The sequence below is a fragment of the Jannaschia sp. W003 genome (assembly GCF_025144335.1).
Lineage (GTDB): Bacteria > Pseudomonadota > Alphaproteobacteria > Rhodobacterales > Rhodobacteraceae > Jannaschia.
This window is the reverse complement of sequence record NZ_CP083539.1, coordinates 2480241-2505045: the sequence shown is the minus strand read 5'-3', so window position 1 is coordinate 2505045 and position 24805 is coordinate 2480241. Positions and strand designations below refer to the sequence as shown.

General features: G+C 73.7%; 19 protein-coding genes. 12 read left to right on the top strand and 7 right to left on the bottom strand.

The genetic code is table 11. The features are described from left to right. The 5 genes from K3554_RS12280 to K3554_RS12260 form a co-directional block, all read right to left on the bottom strand. The gene (locus K3554_RS12280; RefSeq protein ID WP_259940642.1) at positions 1–1389 is read right to left on the bottom strand and encodes a nucleotide disphospho-sugar-binding domain-containing protein; all 1389 of its coding nucleotides are present in this window, start codon (positions 1387–1389) and stop codon (positions 1–3) included. Positions 1390–1409: 20 nt separating this feature from the next. Further along, on the bottom strand, positions 1410–1937 hold the full coding sequence (locus tag K3554_RS12275; protein ID WP_259940641.1) for a polymer-forming cytoskeletal protein: 528 nt from the start codon (positions 1935–1937) through the stop codon (positions 1410–1412). Then, entirely contained in the window at positions 1927–3228 is a 1302-nt protein-coding gene (locus K3554_RS12270; RefSeq protein WP_259945928.1) for a DUF5930 domain-containing protein, read from the bottom strand. Before K3554_RS12270 ends, K3554_RS12275 begins: the two co-directional genes overlap by 11 nt. 193 nt (positions 3229–3421) lie before the next feature. Further along, on the bottom strand, positions 3422–4210 hold the full coding sequence (locus K3554_RS12265) for a ferritin-like domain-containing protein (RefSeq protein WP_259945926.1): 789 nt from the start codon (positions 4208–4210) through the stop codon (positions 3422–3424). Positions 4211–4227: 17 nt separating this feature from the next. After that, complete coding sequence (locus K3554_RS12260; protein WP_259940640.1) at positions 4228–4695, bottom strand: peroxiredoxin; 468 nt, start codon at positions 4693–4695, stop codon at positions 4228–4230. 56 nt (positions 4696–4751) lie between these two features. On the opposite strand from K3554_RS12260, the gene K3554_RS12255 reads away from it, so the two are divergent. From K3554_RS12255 to lpdA, 5 genes are all read left to right on the top strand, one after another. Continuing rightward, the gene (locus tag K3554_RS12255) at positions 4752–7970 is read left to right on the top strand and encodes a DUF3971 domain-containing protein (RefSeq protein WP_259940639.1); all 3219 of its coding nucleotides are present in this window, start codon (positions 4752–4754) and stop codon (positions 7968–7970) included. Between the two features lie 9 nt (positions 7971–7979). Then, the gene (gene queA / locus K3554_RS12250; protein WP_259940638.1) at positions 7980–9044 is read left to right on the top strand and encodes a tRNA preQ1(34) S-adenosylmethionine ribosyltransferase-isomerase QueA; all 1065 of its coding nucleotides are present in this window, start codon (positions 7980–7982) and stop codon (positions 9042–9044) included. Positions 9045–9158: 114 nt separating this feature from the next. Beyond that, entirely contained in the window at positions 9159–10445 is a 1287-nt protein-coding gene (locus K3554_RS12245) for an MFS transporter (RefSeq protein WP_259940637.1), read from the top strand. A gap of 53 nt (positions 10446–10498) precedes the next feature. Next, positions 10499–11077, top strand: coding sequence for a DUF924 family protein (locus K3554_RS12240; RefSeq protein WP_259940636.1), 579 nt, complete (start codon positions 10499–10501; stop codon positions 11075–11077). Positions 11078–11197: 120 nt separating this feature from the next. Further along, on the top strand, positions 11198–12574 hold the full coding sequence (gene lpdA / locus K3554_RS12235) for a dihydrolipoyl dehydrogenase (RefSeq protein ID WP_259945924.1): 1377 nt from the start codon (positions 11198–11200) through the stop codon (positions 12572–12574). A 52-nt stretch (positions 12575–12626) separates the two neighbouring features. Here lpdA and K3554_RS12230 read toward each other — a convergent pair whose 3' ends face one another. Then, on the bottom strand, positions 12627–12929 hold the full coding sequence (locus K3554_RS12230; RefSeq protein ID WP_259940635.1) for a hypothetical protein: 303 nt from the start codon (positions 12927–12929) through the stop codon (positions 12627–12629). Positions 12930–13104: 175 nt separating this feature from the next. Here K3554_RS12230 and K3554_RS12225 point away from each other — a divergent pair, with 175 nt between their 5' ends. Both K3554_RS12225 and uvrA read left to right on the top strand, forming a co-directional pair. Then, positions 13105–14265, top strand: coding sequence for an MFS transporter (locus tag K3554_RS12225; RefSeq protein ID WP_259940634.1), 1161 nt, complete (start codon positions 13105–13107; stop codon positions 14263–14265). 120 nt (positions 14266–14385) lie between these two features. Continuing rightward, the gene (gene uvrA / locus K3554_RS12220; RefSeq protein ID WP_259940633.1) at positions 14386–17244 is read left to right on the top strand and encodes an excinuclease ABC subunit UvrA; all 2859 of its coding nucleotides are present in this window, start codon (positions 14386–14388) and stop codon (positions 17242–17244) included. 3 nt (positions 17245–17247) lie between these two features. Here uvrA and K3554_RS12215 read toward each other — a convergent pair whose 3' ends face one another. Next, positions 17248–17574 carry a hypothetical protein gene (locus K3554_RS12215; RefSeq protein WP_259940631.1) on the bottom strand — a complete coding sequence of 109 codons (327 nt, stop codon included), beginning with the start codon at positions 17572–17574 and terminating at the stop codon, positions 17248–17250. A gap of 114 nt (positions 17575–17688) precedes the next feature. Here K3554_RS12215 and K3554_RS12210 point away from each other — a divergent pair, with 114 nt between their 5' ends. The 5 genes from K3554_RS12210 (at position 17689) to K3554_RS12190 (ending at position 24750) form a co-directional block, all read left to right on the top strand. Then, positions 17689–18498: a PHB depolymerase family esterase gene (locus K3554_RS12210; protein WP_259940630.1), complete on the top strand. Its 810-nt coding sequence runs from the start codon at positions 17689–17691 to the stop codon at positions 18496–18498. Between the two features lie 251 nt (positions 18499–18749). Beyond that, on the top strand, positions 18750–19397 hold the full coding sequence (locus K3554_RS12205) for a hypothetical protein (RefSeq protein ID WP_259940628.1): 648 nt from the start codon (positions 18750–18752) through the stop codon (positions 19395–19397). Then, positions 19345–20820, top strand: coding sequence for a DNA polymerase Y family protein (locus tag K3554_RS12200; RefSeq protein ID WP_259940627.1), 1476 nt, complete (start codon positions 19345–19347; stop codon positions 20818–20820). The genes K3554_RS12205 and K3554_RS12200 overlap by 53 nt, the downstream gene beginning before the upstream one ends. Then, positions 20817–21383 carry a hypothetical protein gene (locus tag K3554_RS12195; protein WP_259940625.1) on the top strand — a complete coding sequence of 189 codons (567 nt, stop codon included), beginning with the start codon at positions 20817–20819 and terminating at the stop codon, positions 21381–21383. Before K3554_RS12200 ends, K3554_RS12195 begins: the two co-directional genes overlap by 4 nt. Next, entirely contained in the window at positions 21376–24750 is a 3375-nt protein-coding gene (locus tag K3554_RS12190; RefSeq protein WP_259940623.1) for an error-prone DNA polymerase, read from the top strand. Before K3554_RS12195 ends, K3554_RS12190 begins: the two co-directional genes overlap by 8 nt. Positions 24751–24805 lie beyond the last annotated feature (55 nt).

Genomic DNA, 24805 nt, shown 5'->3' with positions numbered 1-24805 from the left:
TCAGGCGGCGGTGGCCGGGCGGCCCATCCGGCGGTCGCGCGAGGCGAGGGCGATGCGCGCGAGATGCAGCGCGGCCTCGCCGGCGCCGTTGCGGTCCGCGACCGCCTCGCCGAGCTTGGCGGCGGCGGCGTAGTCGAACCGCTCCAGCAGGTCGCCGAGCATCTGCTGCGCCCGCCGCACGCCGAAGCGGCGTACCGGCAGCACCGCGGCGAGGTCCATCCGCTCCAGCCGCGCGGCGTTGTCGGGCTGGTCGCCGCCCACGGGCAGCACCAGTTGCGGGCGCGCCGCGCGGACCGCCTCGGCGGTGGTGCCGATGCCGCCGTGGTGGACGATCGCGGCGGCTAGCGGGAACAGGCCGGAATGGGGGGCATAGGGCAGGGCGAGGACGTCGTCGCCCTCGGGCACCTCCGCCTGACCGTGTAGCAGCACGACCCTTAGTCCGAGGCTGCGCCCGAGGTCGACCGCGCGCTGCCAGAACTTCGGCCCGCCGAGCCCGTGGGCGATCGATCCCATCGTGACCACCAGCGGCGGCGGTCCTCCGGCGATCCAGCGGCGCACCTCGGGGTCCAGCATCCCCTCGGGGCGCGGCGGGAAGCCCACCGCGCGCAGGCCCTCAGGGGCATCGTCGGGGATCGGCGCGAAGTGCTCGTCCCACAGGGCGAGGCGCATGGGCACCTCGCCGCCGTGATCGAGCAGCGGCGTGCCCGGCTGCGGCGGCAGGGCCAGCCGGTCGCGCACGTCCGAGAGGTCCGAGGCGTGGCGCGAGCGCAGGACGGCGCGGGCGCAGGACAAGAGCGCGCGGTTCCAGACCTGCCCCGCGGTGCCGGGGTTCTGCCGCGCGAGCTTGAACAGGCGCCCCGTGGGCGGGTCGATGGCCGAGAACATCATCATCGGCTGCAGCAGCAGGGGTACGTAAGGCACACCCGCCTGCTCGGCCGCCAGCGGCGCGGCGAGCGCGAAGGTCGTGCCCGCGGCCACGGAGACGCCGGGCATCAGCGGGGCCATCTGCTCGATCAGGGCGGGCAGCATGGGGATCATCACGTCGCGCATCAGCGGGCCGGGATCGCGCAGGATCGAGGCGGCGATCTCGTCGCGCGAGACGCCGAGTCGCTCGCACAGCTCGGCCTGCGTGGGGCCGACGGGGGTCGCCAAGAGGCCCCAGGAGCGGGCGATCTCGCAGTCGTCGGGCGATAGGGCGAGGCGCGGCTCCAGTCCGGCCAGCTCGATCGCGCGGGCCACGGAGAGGACGGGGTAGAGGTCGCCGAGCGAGCCGATGGTCGACAGCAGCACGGCGCCCCGGTTCGGCAGGTGGATGCGCCCTTCGAGGCCGGGCAGGCGGCGCACGCCGCTCCAGGCGAGGGGAGGCGACGTGGTGTCGATCTCGGTCATGCGCCGCCTTCCCCCGGCCGTCAGGCCTTGGCCTGGCCCGCGGGCTTCGGCGCCGGGGCGGCGGACTTGCCGGTCCCGATCGGGTCTTCCTGCCGCTGAACGGCGCCCTCGAAGTGGGCCCCCGACTCTATGGCGATCGTCTTGTGGATGATGTCGCCCTCGACGCGCGCGGTCGAGGTGAGGCGGACCTTGATGCCGCGCACGCGCCCGATCACCCGGCCGTTGACGACGATGTCGTCGGCCACGATCTCGCCGCGCACCACGGCGCCCTCGCCGACGGTCAGCAGGTGGGCGTGGATGTTGCCCTCGATCTCGCCCTCGACGGTGATGTCGCCCGACGTCTTGATGTCGCCCTTGATCATCAGGTCCTGGCTCAGGACCGAGGCGGGCACCTTCTGCTTGGGCGCCGAGGACGGCTGCGGGCTGCTGTCCATGCCGGCGGGGCGGGACGGCGGGGTCTGGCCGCCGGAAGGGGGGCCGGCGGGCCGCGGCGGCGCTTCGCCCGGGGTCGGCTCGCCGTGGGGGTTCATCTTGTTCTTAGAAAACATCTTGCCCTGCCGTGATGAAGGTTGCCGGGTTGATGGCCGACCCGTTGCGCCGGACCTCGTAGTGCAGGTGAACGCCGGTCGACCGACCGGTGGTTCCCATATCACCGATGCGTTCGCCGCGCGAGACCCGTTGGCCCTTGGTCACCCGGATCTGATTGAGGTGCGCGTAGCGCGTCTCGAAGCCGAAGGCGTGCCGGATCTTGACCAGCTTGCCGTAGCCCGACTGCCAGCCGGCGTAGGTCACGACGCCGTCGGCGGTGGAGTGGATCGGCGTGCCCCGCGCGCCGGCGAAGTCCATGCCGGAATGCATCCGCCCCCAGCGCGGACCGAAGCCCGAGGTGCGGCGATGGGCGCCCCGGACCGGATGGTCGAGGGGCAGGCTCTCGGCGACGATGCGGTGGAGGTCGATCTCCTCCATCTCGTTCAGGAGCCGGTTGGCCCGCGAGGTGTCGCGGTCCATCACCGACGCGTCGCCGCGCGTCGAGATCGTGGGCTCCAGCGGGCCGCCCTGTCCGGAGTAGCCGCGGCGGACCTCCTGCAGCATGGAATCGGGCGAGACGCCGGAGCGCTCGAACACCTGCCGCAGGGGCTTCAGCGAGGTCTCCATCGCGTCCTCGAGCCGCCCGAAGATGCGGTCGTTCCGCTCGGCGACGCGCTCGGCGGCAGCGGCCATGCGGGCGATCTCGGCATCCGCGGAACGGGCCACGCCGATCGCCTCGTCGCGCTCCAGCGCAGTGTGCCCGAGCACCTCGGCGAGGGCGGTCGCGGTGTCCTCGGCGTCGGCGCGGGCGGCCTGCGCCGCGGCGGCGGCGGCGGGCGCGTTCTCGAGTTGGGCCAGCGCAACGCGGCGTTCCTCGCGGGCGGTGTCCCTCTCGGCCACGGCGCGGCGCAGGGTGCGCTGGATCACCTCGACGCCGGTCTCCAGCTCGCGCACGCGCTGCTCGGAGGCCAGCAGCGCCTCCTGCATCTTCGAGACCTCCTCGAGCGCGACGTAGAAGCGCTCCAGCGCCTGCTCGGCCTCGCCGGCCCGGGCGTCGCGCTCCTCGCTCAGGGCCTCGAGCCGGCCCTCGTAGGCCAGCTGCGCCCGCTCGGACTGGTCGCGCGAGTTCCCGGCGGCGATGTTGTCGAGGAGGAAGAACGCGGTGACGATCACCGACCAGCCCACGAGGAGGGCGCCGCCCATCAGGAGGCCGATCTGGGTGCCGGCGCGGAGGCGGAAGAACCGCGTGCCTTCGTCGGATTTGAGGTAAAGGCGCTGCTCGGGCAGCACGCGATCGAGGCGCAAGGCCATCTTCTCGGACAAGCGCGTCACGCGTGTCTCCCCGTTTCGCGGCACGCCGTGCTGCGGTTCCCCGTGATCGCCGGCCCCCTTCGTCCCACCGGGGCCCGAGGCGATAGCGAGTTTGATAGGGGGGCGGGGGGAAGGGGACAACCGGCCCCCCCCGTCCGCAGCCCCGAAATCGGCGTGATCCTGCCCGTTTCCGTCAGGGCTCGTCGGCCAGCGGCCAGTAGAAATCGGGTGGAAGCCCCGCCTCGGCGCGCTTCTCCTCGTTGAACGGCGGCTTCAGGGGGCCGCGGAAGTGCCGGCGCACGAGGTCGCGGAACGTGGGCGCCGGGTCGAGATCGTGGCGCCCGCACAGGAAGTGGAACCACTTCGAGCCGTAGGCGACGTGATGCACCTCCTCGGCGTAGATCGTCTCGAGCGCGGCCACGCTCTCGGCATCTTCGGCACGCTGAAACAGCGCGATCATGCCCGGCGTCACGTCGAGGCCGCGCGCCTCCAGCACCATCGGCACCACGGCGAGGCGGGCCATGAGGTCGTGCGCAGTGTCCTCGGCGGCGCGCCACATCCCGGCGTGGGCGGGCAGGGCGCCGTAGCGCGAGCCGCCGGCCTCGAGCCGGTCGCACAGGAGGCCGAAGTGCTTCGACTCCTCATCGGCCGCCTTCACCCAGTCGTCGAAGAAGCCCACTGGCAGGGGCACGTGGGCGAAGCGGGCGATCACGTCCCAGTGAAGGTCCACGGCGTTCAGCTCGATGTGGGCGACCGCATGGAGGATCGCCTGTCGGCCCTCGGGCGTGCCGGGGCGGCGGCGCGGCACGTCGCGGGGCGCGACCAACGGCGGCTCGGCGGGACGGGCGGGCCGGTCCGGGGGCGAGGCGGTGCCGACCGCCGCCTCACCGCTCGCGCGCATCTCGCGCCACCGGGCGGCGGAGGCGCGGCTGAGGGCGCACTTCTCGCGGCTGCCGGCGGTGCGCAGCACGGCCTCGGCCATGGCGGCGAGCGTGGCGGTCACGCCTCCACGGCGGCCAGCACCGCCTCGGCGTGGCCGTCGACGCGCACGCGGCGCCAGATCTCCGTGATCGTGCCGTCCGCGCCGACCAGCACCGTGGTGCGCTCGATCCTCATGGAGGTGCGGCCGTACATCGTCTTCTCGCGCCACACGCCGTAGGCCTCGCAGACCGCGCCGTCCTCGTCCGACAAGAGCGGCACCGCCAGATCGTGCTTGTCGCGGAACCGCTCGTGCTTCGCCACGGTGTCGCGCGAGATGCCGAGCACGCGGGCGCCCGCGGCCTCGAAGCGCGGCAGGAGCGCCGTGAAGGCGGTGGCCTCGCGGGTGCAGCCGGGCGTGTCGTCGCGGGGGTAGAAGAACAGCACGACGGGCGCGCCGCGCAGCGCGGACAGGCGCACCGTGTCGCCGCCGTCGCGGGGCAGCTCGAAGTCGGGGGCCGGCTGGCCGGGTGCGAGGGTCATGGGCATCTCCCGAAAGGTGGTGGCGGTCTTGGAACCCCGGCGGGCGGGCGTCAAGAAGGCGCATGGTCCGCCGCTCCGCCCTCCATCTGCTGCGCCTCGCGCTTCTGCTCGCGCTCGTGGCGGCGGGGCTGGCGGCGGGCACGGCGGTGCGGCTCGCCCACGCGCCCGCCGCGCTGCCGCGCTGGGCGGTGGAGCGGATCGAGGCGCGCGCGAACCGCGGGCTCGGCGACGCCTCCGTCAGCGTGGGTGGCGTTGCCCTAGCCTTCGACCGCGACGCGGCGGCGCTGCGGCTGGTGGTGCGCGGGGCGGTGTTGCAGCGCGGGGGCACGCCGGTGCTGGCGCTGCCGGCGCTGCGGGTTGCGCTGGACGGAGGCGCTCTGCTGCGGGGCCGGGTGCGGCCCCGCGCGGTGGTGATCGAGCGGCCCGAGGCGGCGCTCCGGCGCGGCGCGGACGGGCGGTGGTCGCTGGCCTTCGGGGGCGGCGGGGGGCGGCTGCCGGCGAACGGCGCGGAGGCGCTGGCAGCGCTGGACGCGGCGCTCGCCTCGCCGCTGGTGGAGGCGCTCGAGATGGTGCGGCTCGACGGAGCGCGCCTTCTCGTCGACGCTCCGGCCCTCGCGGGGGAGCAGATCGTCGCGCTCGACGCGGCGATCCGCCGGCGCGGCAGCACCGTGCAGCTGGAGGCGGAGGCCGAGTCGTCCGGCGCCGTCTTGCGATTGGATGCCACACGCGACGCCCGCGGCGTGCAGGCGCGGTTGGCGCTGGAGGAGACCGCTCTCGCGACGCTGATGGCGGCGCTACCCGGCTCGGGCACGCCTCCGGACATCGCGGGACGCGTACGGGTCGACGCGCGGATGCGCCTCGCGCCCGACGGCACGCTCCTGCCCGTGACGGCGCGGGCCGAGGCGAGAGACGTCGCCGCCGCGGGCCGCGTGCTCGACCGGACGCGACTGCGCATGCGGTGGATGCCGGGCGCCACCGCGGTCGAACTGCCGGAGATCGCCGCCCGGGGGCCGGGCCTTTCGCTCGACGCGTCGGGCCGGCTGATCCTGCCCGAGCGTCTCAACGGTCCCGTCTCGGCGCAGGCGCGGATCGGGGCGTTGCGGCTCGACCCCGACGGCCTGCTGAAGCAGGCCGCCCGGTTCGACGACGGCGCGCTGTCGCTGCGGATCACCCGCGCGCCGCTGCGGGTGGAGTTGGGCCGGGCGACCCTGTCCGGTCCGTCGGGCGCGCTCACCGCGCGCGGCACGGCGCGGCAGGAAGCGAATGGCTGGCACGTGGGCGGCGAGGCGGCGATCCCGCGCATGGCGGTGGAGCCGCTGCGCGCGCTCTGGCCCCCCGCGGTGGCACCGGGTGCGCGGCGGTGGTTCGCGGAGAACGTCGCCGAGGGCACCGCGCGCTACGTGCGCGCCTCGCTGCGGGCCGTGCCGGGCGCGAAGCCCGTGCTCGCGGCAAGCTTCGGGTTCGAGGATGCTACCGTCCGCTGGATGCGTACCATGCCCCCCGCCACGGGCGGGCGCGGCGCGTTGCAGCTCCAGGACGGACGCCTCGCGGTGCGTCTGGATAGCGGGACCGTGCAGGCCGACGAGGCGGGCGGTGTGCTCGACGTGGCGGGCACGCGGCTGGTGCTGCCCGATGTCGCCGTGAAACCGATCCGCGCCGAGATCGCGCTGCGCGCGTCGGGCGCCGTGGGCGACGTGCTGCGCGTGCTCGACCGCCCACCGTTCCGGCTGATGGAGCGGATCGGCCGCACCCCCGCGCTGGTGTCGGGCCGGGCCGAGGCCGCCGTCGCGATCGCTCTGCCGCTGCGGCCAGGCAATGCCCCCGCCGACGTCGCGTGGAACGCGGAGGTGCGCCTGGCGGATGTCGTGTCCGAGCGTCTGATCCCTGGCCGTCGCATCGAGGCCGACGCGCTGGACCTGCGGGCGAGCTGGGAGGCGGTGGAGATCGCGGGCGACGCGCGCTTCGAGGGCGTCCCGTTCCGGGGCACGTGGCGCCAGCCGTTGCCGCCGCCCCGCGCGACGCCCGGGCCGGGAACGCCCCCGCGGATGCCGCCCGGACGGCTGCGGGGCACGGCCACGGCCACGCCCGAGGGGCTGGCGCGGCTGGGGATCGCGCTCGATGCGGTGGCGCTGTCGGGGCGCACGGCGGTCGCGCTCGACGTCGCTCTGCCGCCCGGCGGGCCGCCCCGCCTGAGCGCGCGCAGCGACCTGCGCGGCATGGCCGCCCGCATCCCGGCGATCGGCTGGCGCAAGGCGGCGGGCACCGCCGCCACGCTGGAGGCCGAGGCGACCCTGGGGTCGGTGCCCGAAGTCACGCGCCTCTCGCTGGAAGCGCCGGGCCTGCGCGGCGCGGGGCGGGTCACCCTGCGCCCCGGCGGCGCGCTGGAAGCGGCGCGGTTCGAGGGGGTCCGCACGCCCTGGTTCCGCGGCGCGGTCGCGTTCCAGGGGCGCGGGCGGGGCAAGCCGCCCGAGATCCGCGCGAGCGGCGCGAGCGCGGACCTGCGCGGCGCGCTGGCCGCACTGGGCGAGGCAGGCGGCGGCGGGAGCGGCGAGGGAGCGCCCGTCGCCGTGACGCTGGACCGCCTCCAGATCACCGATGGAATCGCGCTGGGCGACCTGCGCGCGCGGCTGGGGGGCGGAAGCGGTGAGTTCTCGGGCCGTGTCAACGGCGGACCACTGGTTGCGGGGACGCTGGAGCCGGACGCGGGCGGCACGGTGGTCCGGGTGCGGTCCGACGACGCGGGCGCGGTGCTGCGGGCGGCGGGGCTGTTCCGCGACGCGCGCGGCGGCGCGATGCGCCTGACGCTGGCGCCGTCCGACACCGCGGGCGTGCTGCGAGGCCGCATCGTGGGCGGCGGCATCCGCGTGCGCGACGTGCCCGCGGTGGCCTCGCTGCTGCAGGCCCTCTCGGTGGTGGGGCTGGTGGAGCAGCTCGGCGGGCAGGGGCTCCCCTTCGAGACCGTGGAGGCGGACTTCACGCTCGGCCCCTCGCGGATCGACGTCCGCCGCGCCGCCGCCGTGGGGCCGAGCATGTCGATCACCGCCGACGGGGTGTTCGACATGGGCGCGAAGCGCATGGACATCCGCGGCGTGGTCTCGCCGATCTACTTCGTGAACGGCCTGTTCGGCGCCCTGTTCGCGCGGCGCGGCGAGGGCCTGTTCGGCTTCACCTACCGCCTCGCGGGGGCGACCGCCGCCCCGTCCGTCTCGGTCGACCCGCTGTCGATCCTGACGCCGGGACGGTTCCGCGACATCTTCCGCCGCGCCCCGCCTTCGCAGTAGGGGCGGGCCATGAAACTGAGCGACTTCGACTTCGCGCTGCCCGACGCGCTGATTGCCACCCGCCCCGCGCGGCCCCGCTCCGCGGCGCGGCTGCTGGTGGTGGAGCCGGACCGGCTGACGGACGGCCGGGTGACCGACCTCGTGGACTGGCTGCGCCCGGGCGACCGGCTGGTGCTGAACGACACGCGGGTGATCCCGGCGCGCCTGACGGGCGAGCGGGTGCGCGCGAGCCGCGACGGCTCGGGGCGGGCGAAGGTGGAGCTGACCCTGACCGAGGCGCGGCCCAATGGCGCATGGGAGGCGCTGGCCAAGCCCATGCGAAAGATGCGCGTGGGCGACCGGCTCGTGTTCGACGGGCTGGAGGCGGAGGTGCTGGAGACCGGCGCGCGCCTCGCGGTGCGCTTCGACGCCGAAGGCGAGGCGCTCGATCGGGCCATCGAGCGCGCCGGCGCCATGCCGCTGCCGCCCTACATCGCCTCGAAGCGCGCGCCCGACGCGGCGGACCGCGACGACTACCAGTCGGTCTGGGCGCGTCACGCGGGCGCGGTGGCCGCGCCCACCGCCTCGCTCCACTTCGACGAGCCGCTGCTGGAGGCGCTGCGCGTACGCGGAGTGCAGTTCACCGAGGTCACGCTCCACGTCGGCGCGGGCACCTTCCTGCCCGTCACGGTGGGGGACGTGGAGACCCACCGCATGCATGCCGAGTGGGGCGAGGTGCGCCCCGAGGCCGCCGAGGCCATCGCCGCCACGAAGGCGGCGGGAGGCCGCGTGATCCCCGTCGGGACCACAGCGCTGCGCCTCGTCGAGAGCGCCGCCGCGGACGGCGCCATCGCGCCGTTCCGGGGCACCACCGACATCTTCATCCGCCCCGGATACCGGTTCCGCGTGGCCGACGGACTGATCACCAACTTCCACCTGCCGCAGTCCACGCTGCTGATGCTGGTCAGCGCGATGATGGGGCGCGAGCGGATGCTGGCCGCCTACGCCCACGCCGTGCGGGAGGGCTACCGCTTCTTTTCCTACGGCGACGCCTCGCTGCTGCTGCCCGGCGGGGGTGCCCCCGAGGGGGCCTGAGGCGGGAAACCGCGCCTTTGCGACGGTGCCGTCCGGGGGGGCGTCGTTTCGGGGATGGCTGCGCGCCGGGGCGAGGCGTAGGGGCGGGCCGAGTCATCCCCGCGAGGCACCGCCATGCTCTCTGTCGTCCGATCCTCCTGGGCCCTGCTGCTCGGGATCCTGCTGATGATGATCGGCAACGGCATGCAGGGCACGCTGCTCGGCGTGCGCGGCGAGCTGGAGGGCTTCTCGACGCTGTCCATGTCGGTGGTCATGACCGGCTACTTCGCGGGCTTCCTGCTCGGCAGCCGCATCGTGCCCGAGTTGATCCGCACCGTGGGCCACGTGCGCGTGTTCGCGGCCCTCGGCAGCCTCGTTTCGGCGGGGCTGATCCTGTTCCCTCTCCTGCGCGACCCGATGGCCTGGACGGCGCTTCGCTTCGGCCTCGGCTTCTGCTTCTGCGGCGTCTACATCGTCGCCGAGAGCTGGCTGAACAACTCGACCACCAACGAGACGCGGGGCCGGGCCCTGTCACTCTACATCATCGCTCAGATGGTGGGGATCGTGATCGCGCAGGCGATCTTCGCCTTCGGCGACGCCTCGGGCTACACGCTGTTCGTGCTGATCTCGGTGCTTGTCAGCCTCGCCTTCACGCCGATCCTCTTGGCCGCCACCCCGGTGCCGCCCTTCGAGACCACCAAGCCCATGAGCTTCCGCGAGATCTACCGCGTCTCGCCCTTGGGCTGCGTGGGCATCTTCCTGCTCGGCGCGGTGTTCTCCGCGGTGTTCGGCATGGCCGGCGTGTTCGGCGCCATCGCCCGCCTCACGCCGTCCGAGATCGCCGCCTTCGTGTCGGCCATCTACACCGGCGGCATGCTGCTGCAGTACCCGATGGGCTGGGCCTCGGACCGCTACGACCGGCGCAAGCTGGTGATCGGCGGGGCCGTCATCGGCGTCGCGGGCTGCGCCCTGGGCTTCGCCGGCGTCGGCGGCTTCGGGGGCCTGCTGCTCGCGGCCTTCCTGATCGGCGGCATGGCCAACCCCCTCTACGCGCTGCTTCTGGCCTACACCAACGACTACCTGGAGCCCGAGGACATGGCCTCGGCCTCGGCGCGGCTGCTGTTCATCAACGGCCTCGGCGCGATCTCGGGGCCGTTGGTCACGGGCTGGGTGATGGGGCTGGTCGGCCCCGGCGGTTTCTTCCTGTTCATCGGCGTGCTGATGGCTGCGCTGGCCGCCTACGCCGCCTACCGCATGACCCAGCGTCCCGCCTACGAGGGCGATTTGGCGCCGGTTCTGCCGATGTCGGCCGCTGCCGCCACGCCCGTGACCATGACCGCCATGGCCGAGGAGTGGGAGGAGCAGGCGGCCGACGGGGACGGGACCGAGCCCGAGGGGGCGCCGGCGGCATCCGCGGCCTGAACGGGAACCGTCGGGCCGGCCCGGGGCGTTGGGAATGCAGGGGGAAGAACAGCATGACCGAGACCGCCGAGACCGTCTGCCGCTTCTGGCTCGAGGAGTGCGAGCCGAAGGACTGGTACGTCGCCGACGACGCGCTGGATGCGCGCATCCGCGAGCGCTTCCTGCCCACGTGGGAGGCGGCGATGGCGGGGGCGCTCGACGACTGGCCCGCCACCGCGCGCGGCGCGCTGGGCTTCCTGATCCTTACCGACCAGTTCCCGCGCAATATGTTCCGCGGCTCGGGACGGGCCTTCGCCTCGGACCCGCTCGCCCTCGCCGTCGCCAAGCAGGCGATCCGCGCGGGACAGGATCGCGAGATCCCGAACCCCGGGCGGCAGTTCTTCTACCTGCCCCTTGAGCATTCCGAGACCGGGCCCGATCAGCACCGCGCCGTGCGGCTGATCCTCGGGCGGATGGAGTCCACCGAGACGCTGCTCCACGCCCGCGCCCACCGCGAGGTGATCCGCCGCTACGGGCGCTTCCCCTACCGCAACGAGGCGCTTGGCCGCGAGAGCACCGAGGCCGAGCGCGCCATGGTCGAGGCCGGCGGCTACGGCGCCGTGCTGCGCGAGTTGCAGGCCCAGGCCGCCTGAGCCCACGCTTGCGCGCGGCGCATCGCCGCCTTGCCGTCCCGGACGCTGGCCTGACACGCGCTTTGCGGGTAGTTCGACGTTGAACGAGTTCGGGAGGATGCCGCAGTGGCTTCATACGACATGATCGTGATCGGCGCGGGCCCCGGCGGCTACGTGGCCGCCATCCGGGGCGCGCAACTGGGCCTGAAGGTCGCCTGCATTGAGCGCGAGCACCTCGGCGGCATCTGCCTCAACTGGGGCTGCATCCCGACCAAGGCCATGCTGCGCTCGTCCGAGGTGTTCCACCTCATGCACCGGGCCAAGGAGTTCGGGCTGAAGGCGGAAGGGATCGACTACGACCTCGATGCGGTGGTGAAGCGCTCGCGTGGCGTGGCCAAGCAGCTTTCGGGTGGCATCGGGCACCTGTTCAAGAAGAACAAGGTCACCTCGATCATGGGCGACGCGAAGCTGGTCGGGAAGGGCAAGGTCGAAGTCACCACCGACAAGGGCACCGAGACGCTGGAGGCCCCCGCCATCGTGGTCGCCACCGGTGCCCGCGCCCGCAACCTGCCCGGTCTGGAAGCCGACGGCGAGCGGGTCTGGAGCTACAAGCACGCGCTCCAGCCGCCGCACATGCCCAAGAAGCTGCTCGTGATCGGCTCGGGCGCCATCGGCATCGAGTTCGCCAGCTTCTACAACACGCTGGGCGCAGACACGACCGTGGTCGAGGTGATGGACCGGATCCTTCCCGTCGAGGACGAGGAGATCTCGAAGTTCGCCAAGAAGCAGTTCCAGAAGCAGGGCATGACCATCCTCGAGAAGGCCATCGTCAAGTCGCTGGACCGCTCCGCGGACAAGGTCGTCGCCACCATCGAGTCCAAGGGCAAGGCCGAGACCCACGAGTTCGACACCGTGATCTCCGCCGTGGGCATCGTCGGCAACGTCGAAGGCCTCGGGCTCGAGGAGGCGGGCGTGAAGATCGACCGCTCCCACGTGGTGGTCGACGAGTACTGCCGCACCGGCGTCGAGGGCGTCTATGCCATCGGCGACATCGCGGGCGCGCCGTGGCTCGCCCACAAGGCCTCCCACGAGGGCGTCATGGTGGCCGAGCTGGTCGCCGGCCGGAACGACGTGCACCCCGTGCGGCCCGAGAGCATCGCCGGCTGCACCTACTGCCACCCGCAGGTCGCCAGCGTCGGCCTGACCGAGGCGCAGGCCAAGGAGGCGGGCCACGACATCAAGGTCGGGCACTTCCCGTTCATCGGCAACGGAAAGGCCATCGCGCTCGGCGAGCCCGAGGGCATGGTCAAGACGATCTTCTCCAAGGAGACCGGCGAACTGCTGGGCGCGCACATGGTGGGCGCCGAGGTCACGGAGCTGATCCAGGGCTACGTGGTGGGCCGCCAGCTCGAGACCACCGAGGAGGATCTCGCGCACACGGTGTTCCCGCACCCGACCCTGTCGGAGATGATGCACGAGTCCGTGCTCGACGCGGACGGGCGCGCGATCCACTTCTGACCGGCCCGCACGGGGCAGGGGGCCACCGCCGGGAGGCGGTGGCCTTTCGCGTTCAGGCGTGGGCCTCGGCGGCCTGCCAGTCGTGGACGACCTCGTAGCCTTCGGGCTTGGGCATTGTCTCGAGGAAGTCCTTCAGCTCGCCCCAGAGGGCCTTCACCTTCTCCTTGTTCTTCTCGGAGATCTCGCGGCTTTCCACGAGGGACACGACGTAGCCCTTGCCGTCCTCGTCCATCGCTAGGGTGAAGTGCTTCATTCCCGGCAGGGCGAGGATGCGCGGGCGCATCTCCTCGGCCTTGCGCTTCGCTGCGTCGACCTTGTCGCGCTTCATCTTGAACGGCGTGATTCTCGCGTACATCGGGTGTCCTCCCTTGCGGGGCCTCGTCGCCCCGCCTCCGTCCGCCCCCCGCGTGCGGAGCGTATCACACCGGGCCCCGCGGCGGACGGGGAAGCCGCGCGCCGGTCGCAGCTGCGCAGCCGCCCCTGCGCGCGCGGGACTCGCCGCCGGGCGCGGGGGATGCCATGCGGGACGCATGGACCGCTCCGACCGCCCGCTGATCCTCCTCGTCTATCTCGGCGGCCTGCTCGCCGCCGCGCAGTTCGGCAAGGCGGCGCTCACGCTGCCCCTGCTGGCCGAGGCCTTCGGGCGCGACGTCGCCGGGGTCGCGGTGCTGGTCAGCCTCGTGGGGCTGATGGGGCTGGTGCTCGGGGCGATGGCGGGGGGCGTGGTGGCGGCGCTGGGGCCGGGGCGCAGCTACCTCGGCGGGCTGGCCCTCGGGGGCGCCGTGTCGCTCCTGCTGGCCTCGATGCCGCCGTTCCCCGTCTTCGCCGCCCTGCGCGCGGTGGAGGGAATCGCCCACCTCGCGCTGGTGGTGGCGGGGCCGCCGCTGATCGCCGCCGCCGCCTCGGACCGGGACCGCCCCCTCGCCATGGGGCTGTGGGGCACGTTCTTCGGCACCTCGCTTGCGCTCTCGGCGCTCGCGTTCCCCCGGCTCGTCGGGGCGGGGGGCTTGCCGCTCCTGTTCCTCGCCAACGGAGCGGCGATGCTGGCGCTGGCCGCGCTTCTCTGGCGCCGCGTGCCGCGCATCGCCCGCGCTCCGCTCGACCTGCGCCCCGTCGCGGTGCACCGCGCGGTCTATGGCCGCCTCGCCCAGGTCGCCCCGGCGCTGGGCTTCTTTCCCTACACCTTCCTGTTCCTCGCCGCGCTCACCTTCCTGCCCGAGGCGCTGGGCCGCCCAGTTGCGGCGGCGAGCGTCTGGTCTCTCGTCACCCTCGCCTCGACGCTCGCCGGGGGCGCCCTGTGCCGCCGTCTGCCGCCATGGTGGGTGACCGTCGCCGGCTTCATGGGCACGGCGCTGGGGGCGGGGGGCATCGCGCTGGGAGTCCCCCTCGCCGCCGAGGCGATGTTCGCCGCGATGGGCCTCGTCCCGGGCGCGTCCTTCGCCGCCATCGCCGCTTGGAACGCCGATCCCCGCAGCCGCGCCCGCGCCACCGGGGCGATCGCCCAGTTCGGCAACCTCGGGACGGTCACGGGCACGCCCGTGATGGCGCTGCTCTTCGCGGCGGGGGGGCGCGAGGCGCTATTGGCCCTCGTGCTGGCGGCCTGCGCCCTCGGCGCGGTGCTGGCGGCGTGGTCCGGCGCACGGGCCGAGGCCGGCCTCCGGGGGCTGGCGGCGGCCCCCGAAGACTGCTAGGCGTTCCCCCATTGTTCGCCCGCCACGGCCGGGAATTCCGGCATGGACCCGTTGCGGTCCGGGGGGCGTTCCCTACGTGAAGGAGCCGGCCCCGCCGTGGGGCGCGCAGGCGGGGGCAGCATGGCCGAGCAGAAGTTCATCGAGGTGCGCGGCGCGCGCGAGCACAACCTCAAGGGCATCGACGTCGACATTCCCCGCGACGAGCTGGTGGTGATCACCGGGCTCAGCGGCTCGGGCAAGTCGTCGCTCGCCTTCGACACGATCTACGCCGAAGGCCAGCGCCGCTACGTCGAGTCGCTGTCGGCCTACGCGCGCCAGTTCCTCGACATGATGCAGAAGCCCGACGTGGACCACATCTCGGGCCTCTCGCCGGCGATCTCGATCGAGCAGAAGACCACGTCCAAGAACCCGCGCTCCACGGTCGGCACCGTGACCGAGATCTACGACTACCTGCGCCTTCTCTTCGCCCGCGCCGGCACGCCCTACAGCCCCGCCACGGGCGAGCCGATCACGGCGCAGCAGGTGCAGGACATGGTGGACCGCGTGATGGCCATGGAGGAGGGCACGCGCGGCTACCTGCTCGCCCCCATCGTGCGCGACCGCAAGGGCGAGTACCGCAAGGAGATGCTGGAGCTGCGCAAGCAGGGCTTCCAGCGGGTCAAGGTCAACGGCGCGTTCCACGACCTCGACACGCCGCCGACCTTGGACAAGAAGTTCCGCCACGACATCGACGTCGTCGTGGACCGCATCGTGGTGCGCGAGGGGCTGGAGACGCGGCTGGCCGACTCGTTCCGCACCGCGCTCGACCTCGCCGACGGCATCGCCATCCTCGAGACGGCGCCCAAGGAGGGGGAGCCGGAGCGCATCACCTTCTCCGAGAAGTTCGCCTGCCCCGTGTCGGGGTTCACGATCCCCGAGATCGAGCCGCGCCTGTTCTCGTTCAACGCCCCCTTCGGCGCCTGCCCGGACTGCGACGGCCTCGGCGCCGAGCTGTTCTTCGACGAGCGGCTGGTGGTGCCCGACGCCGCCCTGACCCTCGCCAAGGGCGCCATCGCGCCGTGGTCCAAGACCAAGTCGCCGTACTTCCTGCAGACCATCGACGCGATCGCGAAGCACATGGGCTTCGACAAGAAGCTGGCGTGGAAGGACCTGCCCGAAGAGGCGCAGCAGGTGTTCCTGCGCGGGTCCGGCCGGCAGAAGATCAAGTTCCGCTACGACGAGGGCGGCCGGGTCTACGAGGTGACGCGCGTGTTCGAGGGCGTGATCCCGAACATGGAGCGCCGCTACCGCGAGACCGAGAGTTCCTGGGTCCGCGAGGAGTTCGAGCGCTACCAGAACTCGCGTCCCTGCCACACCTGCTCGGGCTACCGCCTGCGCCCCGAGGCGCTGGCCGTGAAGATCGCCGACCTCCACGTGGGCCAGGTCGTGCAGATGAGCATCCGCGAGGCGCTCGACTGGTGCGCCGCGGTGCCCGAGCGCTTGTCGAAGCAGAACAACGAGATCGCCCGCGCCATCCTCAAGGAGATCCGCGAGCGGCTGGGTTTTCTGAACAACGTCGGCCTGCAGTACCTGACCCTGTCGCGCAACGCCGGCACCCTGTCGGGCGGCGAGTCCCAGCGCATCCGCCTGGCCTCCCAGATCGGCTCGGGTCTCACGGGCGTGCTGTACGTGCTCGACGAGCCGTCGATCGGCCTGCACCAGCGCGACAACGACCGGCTGCTGACCACGCTCAAGAACCTGCGCGACCAGGGCAATACGGTGATCGTGGTTGAGCACGACGAGGAGGCCATCCGCGAGGCCGACTACGTGTTCGACATCGGCCCGGGCGCGGGCGTTCATGGCGGCACCGTGGTGGCGCGCGGCACCCCCGCCGAACTGGAGGCGAACCCGGCCTCCGTTACCGGCGACTACCTCGCCGGCCGCCGCGCCATCGCGGTTCCCGAAACGCGGCGGAAGGGGAACAGGAAGAAGGTGACGGTGGTCAAGGCCATCGGCAACAACCTCAAGGGCGTCACGGTCGACTACCCTCTGGCGAAGTTCGTAGCCGTGACCGGCGTGTCGGGCGGCGGCAAGTCCACGCTGACCATCGAGACGCTGTTCAAGACCGCCTCGATGAAGTTGAACGGCGCGCGCCAGACGCCCGCCCCGTGCGAGACCGTGAAGGGGCTGGAGCATCTCGACAAGGTGATCGACATCGATCAGCGCCCCATCGGGCGCACGCCGCGGTCCAACCCCGCGACCTACGTAGGCGCCTTCACGCCCATCCGCGACTGGTTCGCGGGGCTCCCCGAGGCCAAGGCGCGCGGCTACAAGCCGGGCCGCTTCTCGTTCAACGTGAAGGGCGGGCGCTGCGAAGCCTGCTGCGGCGACGGCGTCATCAAGATCGAGATGCACTTCCTGCCGGACGTCTACGTCGAGTGCGAGACCTGCAAGGGCAAGCGCTACAACCGCGAGACGCTGGAGGTACTGTTCAAGGGCAGGAGCATCGCCGACGTGCTCGACATGACCGTGGAGGACGCGCAGGGCTTCTTCCAAGCCGTCCCGTCGATCCGCGAGAAGATGGACGCGCTGATGCGGGTGGGCCTCGGCTACATCAAGGTCGGCCAGCAGGCGACCACGCTCTCGGGCGGCGAGGCGCAGCGGGTGAAGCTGTCCAAGGAGCTGTCGCGCCGGTCCACGGGCCGCACGCTCTACATCCTCGACGAGCCCACGACCGGTCTGCACTTCGAGGACGTGCGCAAGCTGCTCGAGGTGCTCCACGAGCTGGTGGATCAGGGCAACTCGGTGGTGGTAATCGAGCACAACCTCGACGTGGTGAAGACCGCCGACCACGTGATCGACATCGGTCCCGAGGGCGGCGACGGCGGCGGCGAAGTGGTCGCCACCGGCACCCCCGAGGAGATCGCCGCCCACGAGGGCAGCCACACCGGCCACTACCTCAAGCCGCTGCTGGAGGCGCGCCGCATCGCCGCCGAGTAGCCGTCAGTCCGGGGCGTCCTCCGCCCCTTCCACGTCGAGCACGTCGAGGATCGTGCGGTCCTCGATCCTGACCCGCATCAGCTTGCCCCCGTGCTCCGCGAAGCCCTCGCCGGACCGGAGCGGCGGCATGTCGGCGCGGTCCGCCGCCTCGACGGGGATCTCCTCCGACAGGCGGTCGCCGATCGCGTAGACCTGGGCGGCCAGCCCCGCCGCCGGCACGCACCGCGGGCTGTCGGCGGCCACGTCGGGCGGGCAGTCGTAGTCCTGCGCGGCGGCGGGCAGGGCGAGCAGGGCGAGGGCGGCGGCGGCGGCGAGGATCGGGCGTTGCATGGGGTGGCACCTCCTTGGGTCGGGGAACCAACGGCGGTGCCCGTGCGGCAGGTTCCCCGCGACGCTTGACCTGCGGCGCCGGGCGCGCGAGCCGTTCCGGGGGAGGGCGGACCCATGGGCAGGATCGGAACGGCGCTGGTGGCGCTCGCGCTGCTGGCGGCGGGCGCGGCGGGCGCGCAGGGCTGCGGCGGCGCGGACGCGCCCTGCGAGGTCGAGGTCGGCTCCTACCACCTGCGCCTGCCGGACGGCGCGGAGGGGCCCGTGCCGGTGCTGCTGTTCTTCCACGGGCACAACGCCTCGGGGCGCATGGTCTTCGGCGCCGGCGGGCTGGAGCGCGACTTCCTGGAGCAGGGCTATGCCATTGTCGCGCCGAACGGCCCCGCGCGCGCGAACGGGGTCCGGTCCTGGGCGGGGCAGGGGGCGCAGGGCGCGCGCGACGTGGCCTTCGTGCTCGCCGTGCTGGACGACGTGGGCGCGCGCGTCTCCCTTGGCCCGGTCTTCGCCGCGGGCTTCTCGGCGGGCGGGTCGATGGCCTGGCTGATGGGCTGCGCCGCGCCCGAGCGCATCGCCGGGGTCGCCGCCGTGGCGGGCGCCCTTCGCCGCCCCTTGCCGGAGCGCTGCGTCGGCGCGGTGCCCCTCTGGCACGTCCACGGCTTCGCGGACCGTCAGGTGCCGCTGGAGGGGCGCGCCATTGGCGGCTGGCACCAGGGCGACGTGGGCGAGGCGCTCGCGATCCGCCGCGCCGCCAACGGCTGCCGCTCCGAGCCCGACGTCATCGCGGTGGATGCGCCGTTCCGCTGCCGGACGTGGTCCTCCTGCGGGGGCGCACCCGTGCGACTGTGCCTCCACGACGGCGGCCACGGCCTGCCGCCGGGCTGGACCGCGCGCGCCCGGGCGTTCCTGGAGGCGGCCACCGCCGACTGACGCTTGCGTAGGGGGCCGATTCGGCCTCGGCGACGCGTTTGCGCCGGGGCGTCATCCGCTACCGAATCCAGCATGTTGCGTGCCCCGGCGCGTCGATCCCCCACCTCTTGGGGGCCGAATTTCGTCCACAGCGAAGCGTTTGACTCGCCCCCGGGGGTGACTAGAACAAACGTAGAACATCGCAAAGTTGGCTGCCGTGAATGACGCAGATTCTCCCCTTTCCGGACCCGTCCGGAGCGGACGGCCCCCCCATGCCTTCCGCCGTGCCCGCCGCGCCCCCGGACCCCTCGCGGGCCACGCTGTCCGAGGCGTGGGCCGCGGCCTCGGACGCCGCGCTCACGGGCTTCGCGCTGGCCGCCGTGACGCGGCCCGGCCCGGTGCTCTGGGTGCAGGACCGGCTCTCGGCGCTGGAGGCGGGGCGGCCCTACGCCACCGGCCTCGCGCGGCAGGTGATCCACGTGCAGGCGGGTCGCATCGCGGACCTGCTCGCGGCGATGGAGATGGGGCTGTCGTGCCCCTCGCTCGCGGCCGTCATGGGCGAGGTCTGGGGCGAGGCGCCGCGGCTCGACTTCACCGCCACCAAGCGGCTCGCCATGCGCGCGGAAGGCGCGGGCGTGCCGTGCTGGCTCCTGCGCCGGGGTGCCGAGCCGGGGCTGTCGGCGGCGCGCGAGCGCTGGCGCGTGGCCTCGCTGCCGTCGGCGCCCGCGCCCTTCGACGACCGCGCCCCCGGCGTGCCGCGCTGGCGGGCCGAGCTGTTCCGCTCGCGCTCCCGCGCGCCCGGCGCCTGGGTGGCAGGCCATGACGGCGCGGCGCAGGATCGTCTCGGTTTCGCTCCCCTCCTTGGCGATGGAGCGGTGGCGCAAGGTGCGGGCGCAGGCGCTCGACGCGCCGCCCGATGACCTGCCGGTGATCCTGGCGGCGGAAGGCTCCCACGGCCCCGTCATCCACGCCGTCTCGCGCGCGGCCGCCGCCCTGGGCGCGCGGGTGGGCGCTCGCGTGGTGGACGCCCGTGCCGCCGCGCCCGCGCTCGCGGTCGCGTGGTCCGACCCTGCCGGTGACGCTGCCTTCCTCCAGCGCCTCGCGCAGTGGGCGAAGCGCTGGAGCCCGTGGGTCGCCGTGGATGGCGACGGGCTGGTCATGGACACCACCGGCGTGGAGCACCTGTTCGGCGGCGAGGCGGCGCTGCTGCGCGACGTGGAGGCGCGGCTCGCCGGGCTGGGCCTGAGCGCGGCGCTCGCCGTCGCCCCCACCTGGGGCGCGGCCTGGGCGCTGGCCCGCTTCGGCCCGGTGCGCGCCACGTGCACCGACACCGCCGCGCTCGACCCGCTGCCCGTGGCCGCTCTGCGCCTGCCCGGGGATGCCGCGCTCGCGCTCTCGCGGTTGGGGCTCAAGACCGTCGGCCACCTGCGCGCCGTGCCGCGCCCCGCGCTGATGCGCCGCTTCGCGCGCGCCGCCCCCGGGGGCAACCCGCTGGTGCGGCTCGACCAGGCCACCGGCCTCCTGCCCGAGCCGCTGGCCCCCGTGGGCGACCCCGAGCCGCTGCGCGCCGTCCTGCGCCTGCCCGAGCCGGTGCAGGACGCGGCGCCCCTGGTGCCCGACCTCGCCCGCGCGCTCGCGGCCCGGCTGGACCGGGGCGGCCAGGGGTGCCGCCGCCTCGTCCTGCGCGTGTTCCGCACCGACGGCGAGGTGCGCGGCGTGGAGGCCGGCTTCGCGCGCCCCACCCGCGACCCCGCCCACATGGCCCGGCTCTTCGAGGGGCGGCTGGAGCGCATCGACCCCGGCTTCGGCTTCGACGCCCTCGTGCTGGAAGGATTGTCGCCCGAGCGGCTCGACGCCGCGCAGCCCGATCTCGCCGGGCAGGTCGACGAGCGCGAGGCCCTCGCGCATCTGATCGACCGCCTCTCGGCGCGCCTCGGCCCCGCCGCGGTGACGCGGCCCGTGCTGCGCCACAGCCACGTGCCCGAGCGGGCCGAGGTCTGGGCCGAGGCCCTGCGCGCCCCCGAGACCCCCGCTGCCGCCGCCCGTGCCGCGCGCCCGCCCGTGCTGCTCCGCCCGCCCGAGGAGGTGCGCGTGCTCTACGCCGTGCCCGAGGGGCCGCCGGTGCGGCTGGAGTGGCGCCGCCGCCGCCTCGACGTGGTGCGCTACGCGGGCCCCGAGCGCATCGCCCCCGAATGGTGGCGCGACCGTGCCGGCACCCGCCTGCGCGACTACTTCCGCATCGAGGACGCCGACGGCTGCCGCTACTGGCTGTTCCGCGAGGGCGTCGCCGGCGACGGCCGGGGCGGGGCGCCGCGCTGGTTCCTCCACGGCCTGTTCCCGTGACCCGTATCCTGCGCATCGGCGCCGCGCCGTTCCCCACCGACGACGGCGGATGGGCGAGCCGGGCCTTGCGGGCTGGGCACGCCGTCGAGGCGGTGCGCGCCTTCATGGGCTACGGCGAGGGGGCGGGGCTTCGGGACGCGCAGCTGCCCCGCCGCCTGCGGCCCCTGCGCCATCCCGTGCCCGACCTCTTCGCCACCCGCGCCGGGCTGCTGGTGGCCTCGGAGGCGGCGCGCGAGGTCATCGAGGCCCACGACCCCGGCCTCCACCGCTTCTGGCCGGTGGACGTGGGCGCCCCCCACCACGGCCTGATCGTGCGGGCCACGGGCGCGGCCATCACCGAGCGGGGCAGCCTGTGCCACGTGGAGCCGGCGCTGCCCCGCCTCGGCCTGCCGCGCCACGTCACGCTGCTGGCCCACGCCGCGCGCGTCGACGCGGCCCGCCTGCCGGCGGCGAACCTGTGGTGGGACCGGGCGCTGTCGCGGCCCTACCTGCTGGTCTCGGACTGCCTCGCCTTCGCGCTGGAGGCGCTGGATGCCATTCCGATGCGGTGCTGCGATGCCTGACGTCGAGGGCCCCGAGAAACGCACGCTCAGCGCCGCGAACGGCTTCCGCCCCAACGCCCGCGCGCCGTTCGTGGAGTTCGGGCTGGCCTCGGCCTTCTCGTTCCTGCGCGGGGCCTCCGACGCCTGCGACCTCATGGGCACCGCCAACGCCCTGGGCTACGACGCGCTCGGGATCGCCGACCGCAACACCCTGGCCGGCGTGGTGCGGATGCACGTCGAGGGCAAGACCGCCCACGTGCGGGCGCTGGTGGGCTGCCGCCTCGTGCTGACTTGCGGAGCGGAGCTGCTGGCCTATCCCGGCGACCGCGCCGCCTACGGACGCCTCGCCTCGCTGCTGTCGCGGGGCAAGATGCGCACCCCCGAGGGGGCGTGGCAGGGCAAGGACGTGACCGAGATCACGCCGGCCATGCTGGCCGAGCACGCCGAGGGGCTGCACCTCGTGGCGATGCCGGGAGCCGACCTCGACGCCTTCGCGCGCGCGCTGCCGGCCTTGCGCCGCGCGCTGCCGCTCTCGCACCTCGGCGCCGCGCGCCTGTGGCACGGCGACGACCGGGCGCGGATCAACCGGCTGGATGCCCTAGCCCGCGCGGAAGGCCTCGCGCTGCTGGCCACGGGCGACGTGCTCTACCACCACCCCGCGAGGCGACCCCTGCAGGACGTGATGAGCTGCATCCGCGAGGGCACCACCGTGGACGCCGCCGGCCCGCTGCTGGAGCGCAACGCCGAGCGGCACCTGCGTGCCCCCGCCGAGATGGCGCGCCTCTTCGCCGAGTGGCCCCACGCCGTGGCGGCCAACCGCGCGCTCGCGGATCGCATCGCCTTCACGCTCGATGATCTGCGCTACGAGTATCCCCACGAGGTCGTGCCTCGGGGCCGCACCCCCCAGGAGGAGCTGGAGCGCCTGACCTGGGAGGGCGCGCGCGGGCGCTACCCGGATGGCATCCCCGAGCACGTGGAGCGCACGATCCATAAGGAGTTCGCGCTGATCCGCTCGAAGCGCATCGCCACCTACTTCCTGACCATCCACGACATCGTCGATTTCGCCCGCCGCCGCGTCGACCCGCCCATCCTGTGCCAGGGGCGCGGCTCGGCGGCGAACTCGGCCGTGTGCTTCTGCCTCGGCGTCACCAGCGTGGATCCCGCCGAGCACGACGTCCTGTTCGAGCGCTTCCTGTCCGAGGACCGGGACGAGCCGCCCGACATCGACATCGACTTCGAGCACGAGCGCCGCGAGGAGGTGATCCAGTACGTCTACGCCAAGTACGGCCGCGCCCGCGCCGGCCTCTGCGCCACGGTGATCCACTACCGCCCGCGCTCCGCCATCCGCGAGGTGGGCAAGGCGATGGGGCTGACCGAGGACGTAACGTCTAAGCTCGCCTCCACGGTCTGGGGGCACTTCGGCAGCGGCGTGGGCGACGCGCGGGTGCGCGAGGCGGGGCTGGACCTCCACGACCCCTACCTGCGCCGGGTGCTGGCGCTGGCGCACGAGATGATCGGCATGCCGCGCCACCTGAGCCAGCACGTGGGCGGCTTCATCCTGACCGAGACGCCGCTGACCGAGATCGTGCCCGTGGGCAACGGCGCCATGCCCGACCGCTCGTTCATCGAGTGGGACAAGGACGACATCGACGCGCTCGGCATCTTCAAGGTCGACGTGCTGGCGCTGGGGATGCTGACCTGCCTCGCCAAGGGCTTCGCGCTCCTGCGCCGCCACTGCGGGATCGACCTCGACCTTGCCACCGTGCCCAAGGAGCACGACCGGCCCGACCGCCCCGGCAACCGGCCGACCTACGACATGCTATGCCGGGGCGAATCCCTGGGCGTGTTCCAGGTCGAGAGCCGGGCGCAGATGGCGATGCTGCCCAAGCTGCGCCCCCGCAGCTTCTACGACCTGGTGATCGAGGTCGCCATCGTGCGCCCCGGCCCGATCCAGGGCGACATGGTCCACCCCTACCTGCGCCGTCGCCAGGGACAGGAGAGCATCGTCTACCCGGCCCCCGGCGCGCAGCACCCGCAGGACGAACTGCAGCGGATCCTCGGTCGCACCCTGGGCGTGCCGATCTTCCAAGAGCAGGCCATGAAGATCGCCATGGTCGCCGCCGAGTTCTCGGGCCCCGAGGCCAACGCCCTGCGCAAGGCGATGGCCACGTTCCGCCACAAGGGCATGGTGTCGGGCCACAAGGAGATGATGATCGAGCGCATGACGGGGCGCGGCTACGACGCGGAGTTCGCGGCGCGCTGCTTCAGCCAGATCGAGGGTTTCGGCGAGTACGGCTTCCCCGAGAGCCACGCCGCCAGCTTCGCCAAGCTGGTCTACGTCTCCTCATGGATGAAGTGCCACCACCCCGCGATATTCGCCTGCGCGCTGCTCAACTCCCAGCCGATGGGCTTCTACGCGCCCGCCCAGATCGTGCGGGACGCCCGCGAGAACGGGGTCGAGGTGCGGGCCGTGGACATCCATGCCTCGGGCTGGGACTGCTCACTGGAGGGCGAGGGGCTGGCCCTGCGCCTCGGGCTGCGCCAGGTCGACGGCATGCGCGAGGACGCCGCCCGCCGCATCGTCGCGGCCCGCGCCGCGCGGCCCTTCGCGGATGCGGACGACCTGCGGCGCCGGGCGGAGCTGGACGCGGGCACCATGCGGCGGCTGGCCGAGGCGGACGCCATGGGCGCGCGCGGGCGGCGCGACGCCATGTGGGACGCGATGGGGCAGGGGCCGGCGGAGACGGCGGCGGTGTTCGACGCCGCGGGCGCCCCAGACCAGGGGGTGGACGTGCCGGTCACCCTGCCGCCCATGCCGCTGCCCGAGGCGGTGGTGGCCGACTACCAGACCACGCGCCTGTCGCTGAAGGCCCACCCCATGCGCTTCTTCCGCCGCTCGCTGGCCGCGCAGGGCTACGTGCCCGCGGCCGCGCTGCCCGGGCGCGGCCACGGCGCGCGGGTGCGCGTGGCGGGGCTGGTGCTGGTGCGCCAGAAGCCGGGCAGCGCCAAGGGAGTGTGCTTCGTGACGCTCGAGGACGAGACCGGGGTGATCAACCTCGTGATCTGGAAGGACGCCTTCGAGCGCTTCCGCCCCGTGATCATGCGCGCGCGGCTGATGGCGGTGGAGGGCACGGTGCAGACCGACGACCGGGTGATCCACGTGGTCGCGGCGCGCGTCGAGGACCGCTCCGACGCGCTGGGCCGGCTGGCCGACACCGAGGCCGGGGCTGCGCTGCCGCCGACCACGACGCGGGGCGACCATCCCACCAACCCAATCCCGCACCAGGTGGAGCGGCTGCCCGCGGGGCGCACGGTGGCGTGCACCGACAACGCCCGGCGCCATCCGCGCGACGTGCGCGTCGTGCCGCCGAGCCGCGATTTCCACTGAGGCGCCGGGAAACCCTTGGGCCAAGGGTTTCCGGAGGGAGCCTTCGCAAAGGCTC

Excerpts from the sequence above, each read along its gene's own strand:
- K3554_RS12245 (WP_259940637.1), top strand. The coding sequence starts at position 9,159 with ATGCTCTCTGTCGTCCGATCCTCCTGGGCCCTGCTGCTCGGGATCCTG.
- K3554_RS12190 (WP_259940623.1), top strand. The coding sequence starts at position 21,376 with ATGCCTGACGTCGAGGGCCCCGAGAAACGCACGCTCAGCGCCGCGAAC.
- lpdA (WP_259945924.1), top strand. The coding sequence starts at position 11,198 with ATGATCGTGATCGGCGCGGGCCCCGGCGGCTACGTGGCCGCCATCCGG.
- K3554_RS12205 (WP_259940628.1), top strand. The coding sequence starts at position 18,750 with ATGCCTTCCGCCGTGCCCGCCGCGCCCCCGGACCCCTCGCGGGCCACG.
- K3554_RS12260 (WP_259940640.1), bottom strand. The coding sequence starts at position 4,695 with ATGCCCATGACCCTCGCACCCGGCCAGCCGGCCCCCGACTTCGAGCTG.
- K3554_RS12215 (WP_259940631.1), bottom strand. The coding sequence starts at position 17,574 with ATGCAACGCCCGATCCTCGCCGCCGCCGCCGCCCTCGCCCTGCTCGCC.
- K3554_RS12225 (WP_259940634.1), top strand. The coding sequence starts at position 13,105 with ATGGACCGCTCCGACCGCCCGCTGATCCTCCTCGTCTATCTCGGCGGC.
- K3554_RS12240 (WP_259940636.1), top strand. The coding sequence starts at position 10,499 with ATGACCGAGACCGCCGAGACCGTCTGCCGCTTCTGGCTCGAGGAGTGC.
- uvrA (WP_259940633.1), top strand. The coding sequence starts at position 14,386 with ATGGCCGAGCAGAAGTTCATCGAGGTGCGCGGCGCGCGCGAGCACAAC.
- queA (WP_259940638.1), top strand. The coding sequence starts at position 7,980 with ATGAAACTGAGCGACTTCGACTTCGCGCTGCCCGACGCGCTGATTGCC.
- K3554_RS12275 (WP_259940641.1), bottom strand. The coding sequence starts at position 1,937 with ATGTTTTCTAAGAACAAGATGAACCCCCACGGCGAGCCGACCCCGGGC.
- K3554_RS12265 (WP_259945926.1), bottom strand. The coding sequence starts at position 4,210 with ATGGCCGAGGCCGTGCTGCGCACCGCCGGCAGCCGCGAGAAGTGCGCC.
- K3554_RS12255 (WP_259940639.1), top strand. The coding sequence starts at position 4,752 with ATGGTCCGCCGCTCCGCCCTCCATCTGCTGCGCCTCGCGCTTCTGCTC.
- K3554_RS12210 (WP_259940630.1), top strand. The coding sequence starts at position 17,689 with ATGGGCAGGATCGGAACGGCGCTGGTGGCGCTCGCGCTGCTGGCGGCG.
- K3554_RS12230 (WP_259940635.1), bottom strand. The coding sequence starts at position 12,929 with ATGTACGCGAGAATCACGCCGTTCAAGATGAAGCGCGACAAGGTCGAC.
- K3554_RS12200 (WP_259940627.1), top strand. The coding sequence starts at position 19,345 with ATGGAGCGGTGGCGCAAGGTGCGGGCGCAGGCGCTCGACGCGCCGCCC.
- K3554_RS12280 (WP_259940642.1), bottom strand. The coding sequence starts at position 1,389 with ATGACCGAGATCGACACCACGTCGCCTCCCCTCGCCTGGAGCGGCGTG.
- K3554_RS12270 (WP_259945928.1), bottom strand. The coding sequence starts at position 3,228 with ATGGCCTTGCGCCTCGATCGCGTGCTGCCCGAGCAGCGCCTTTACCTC.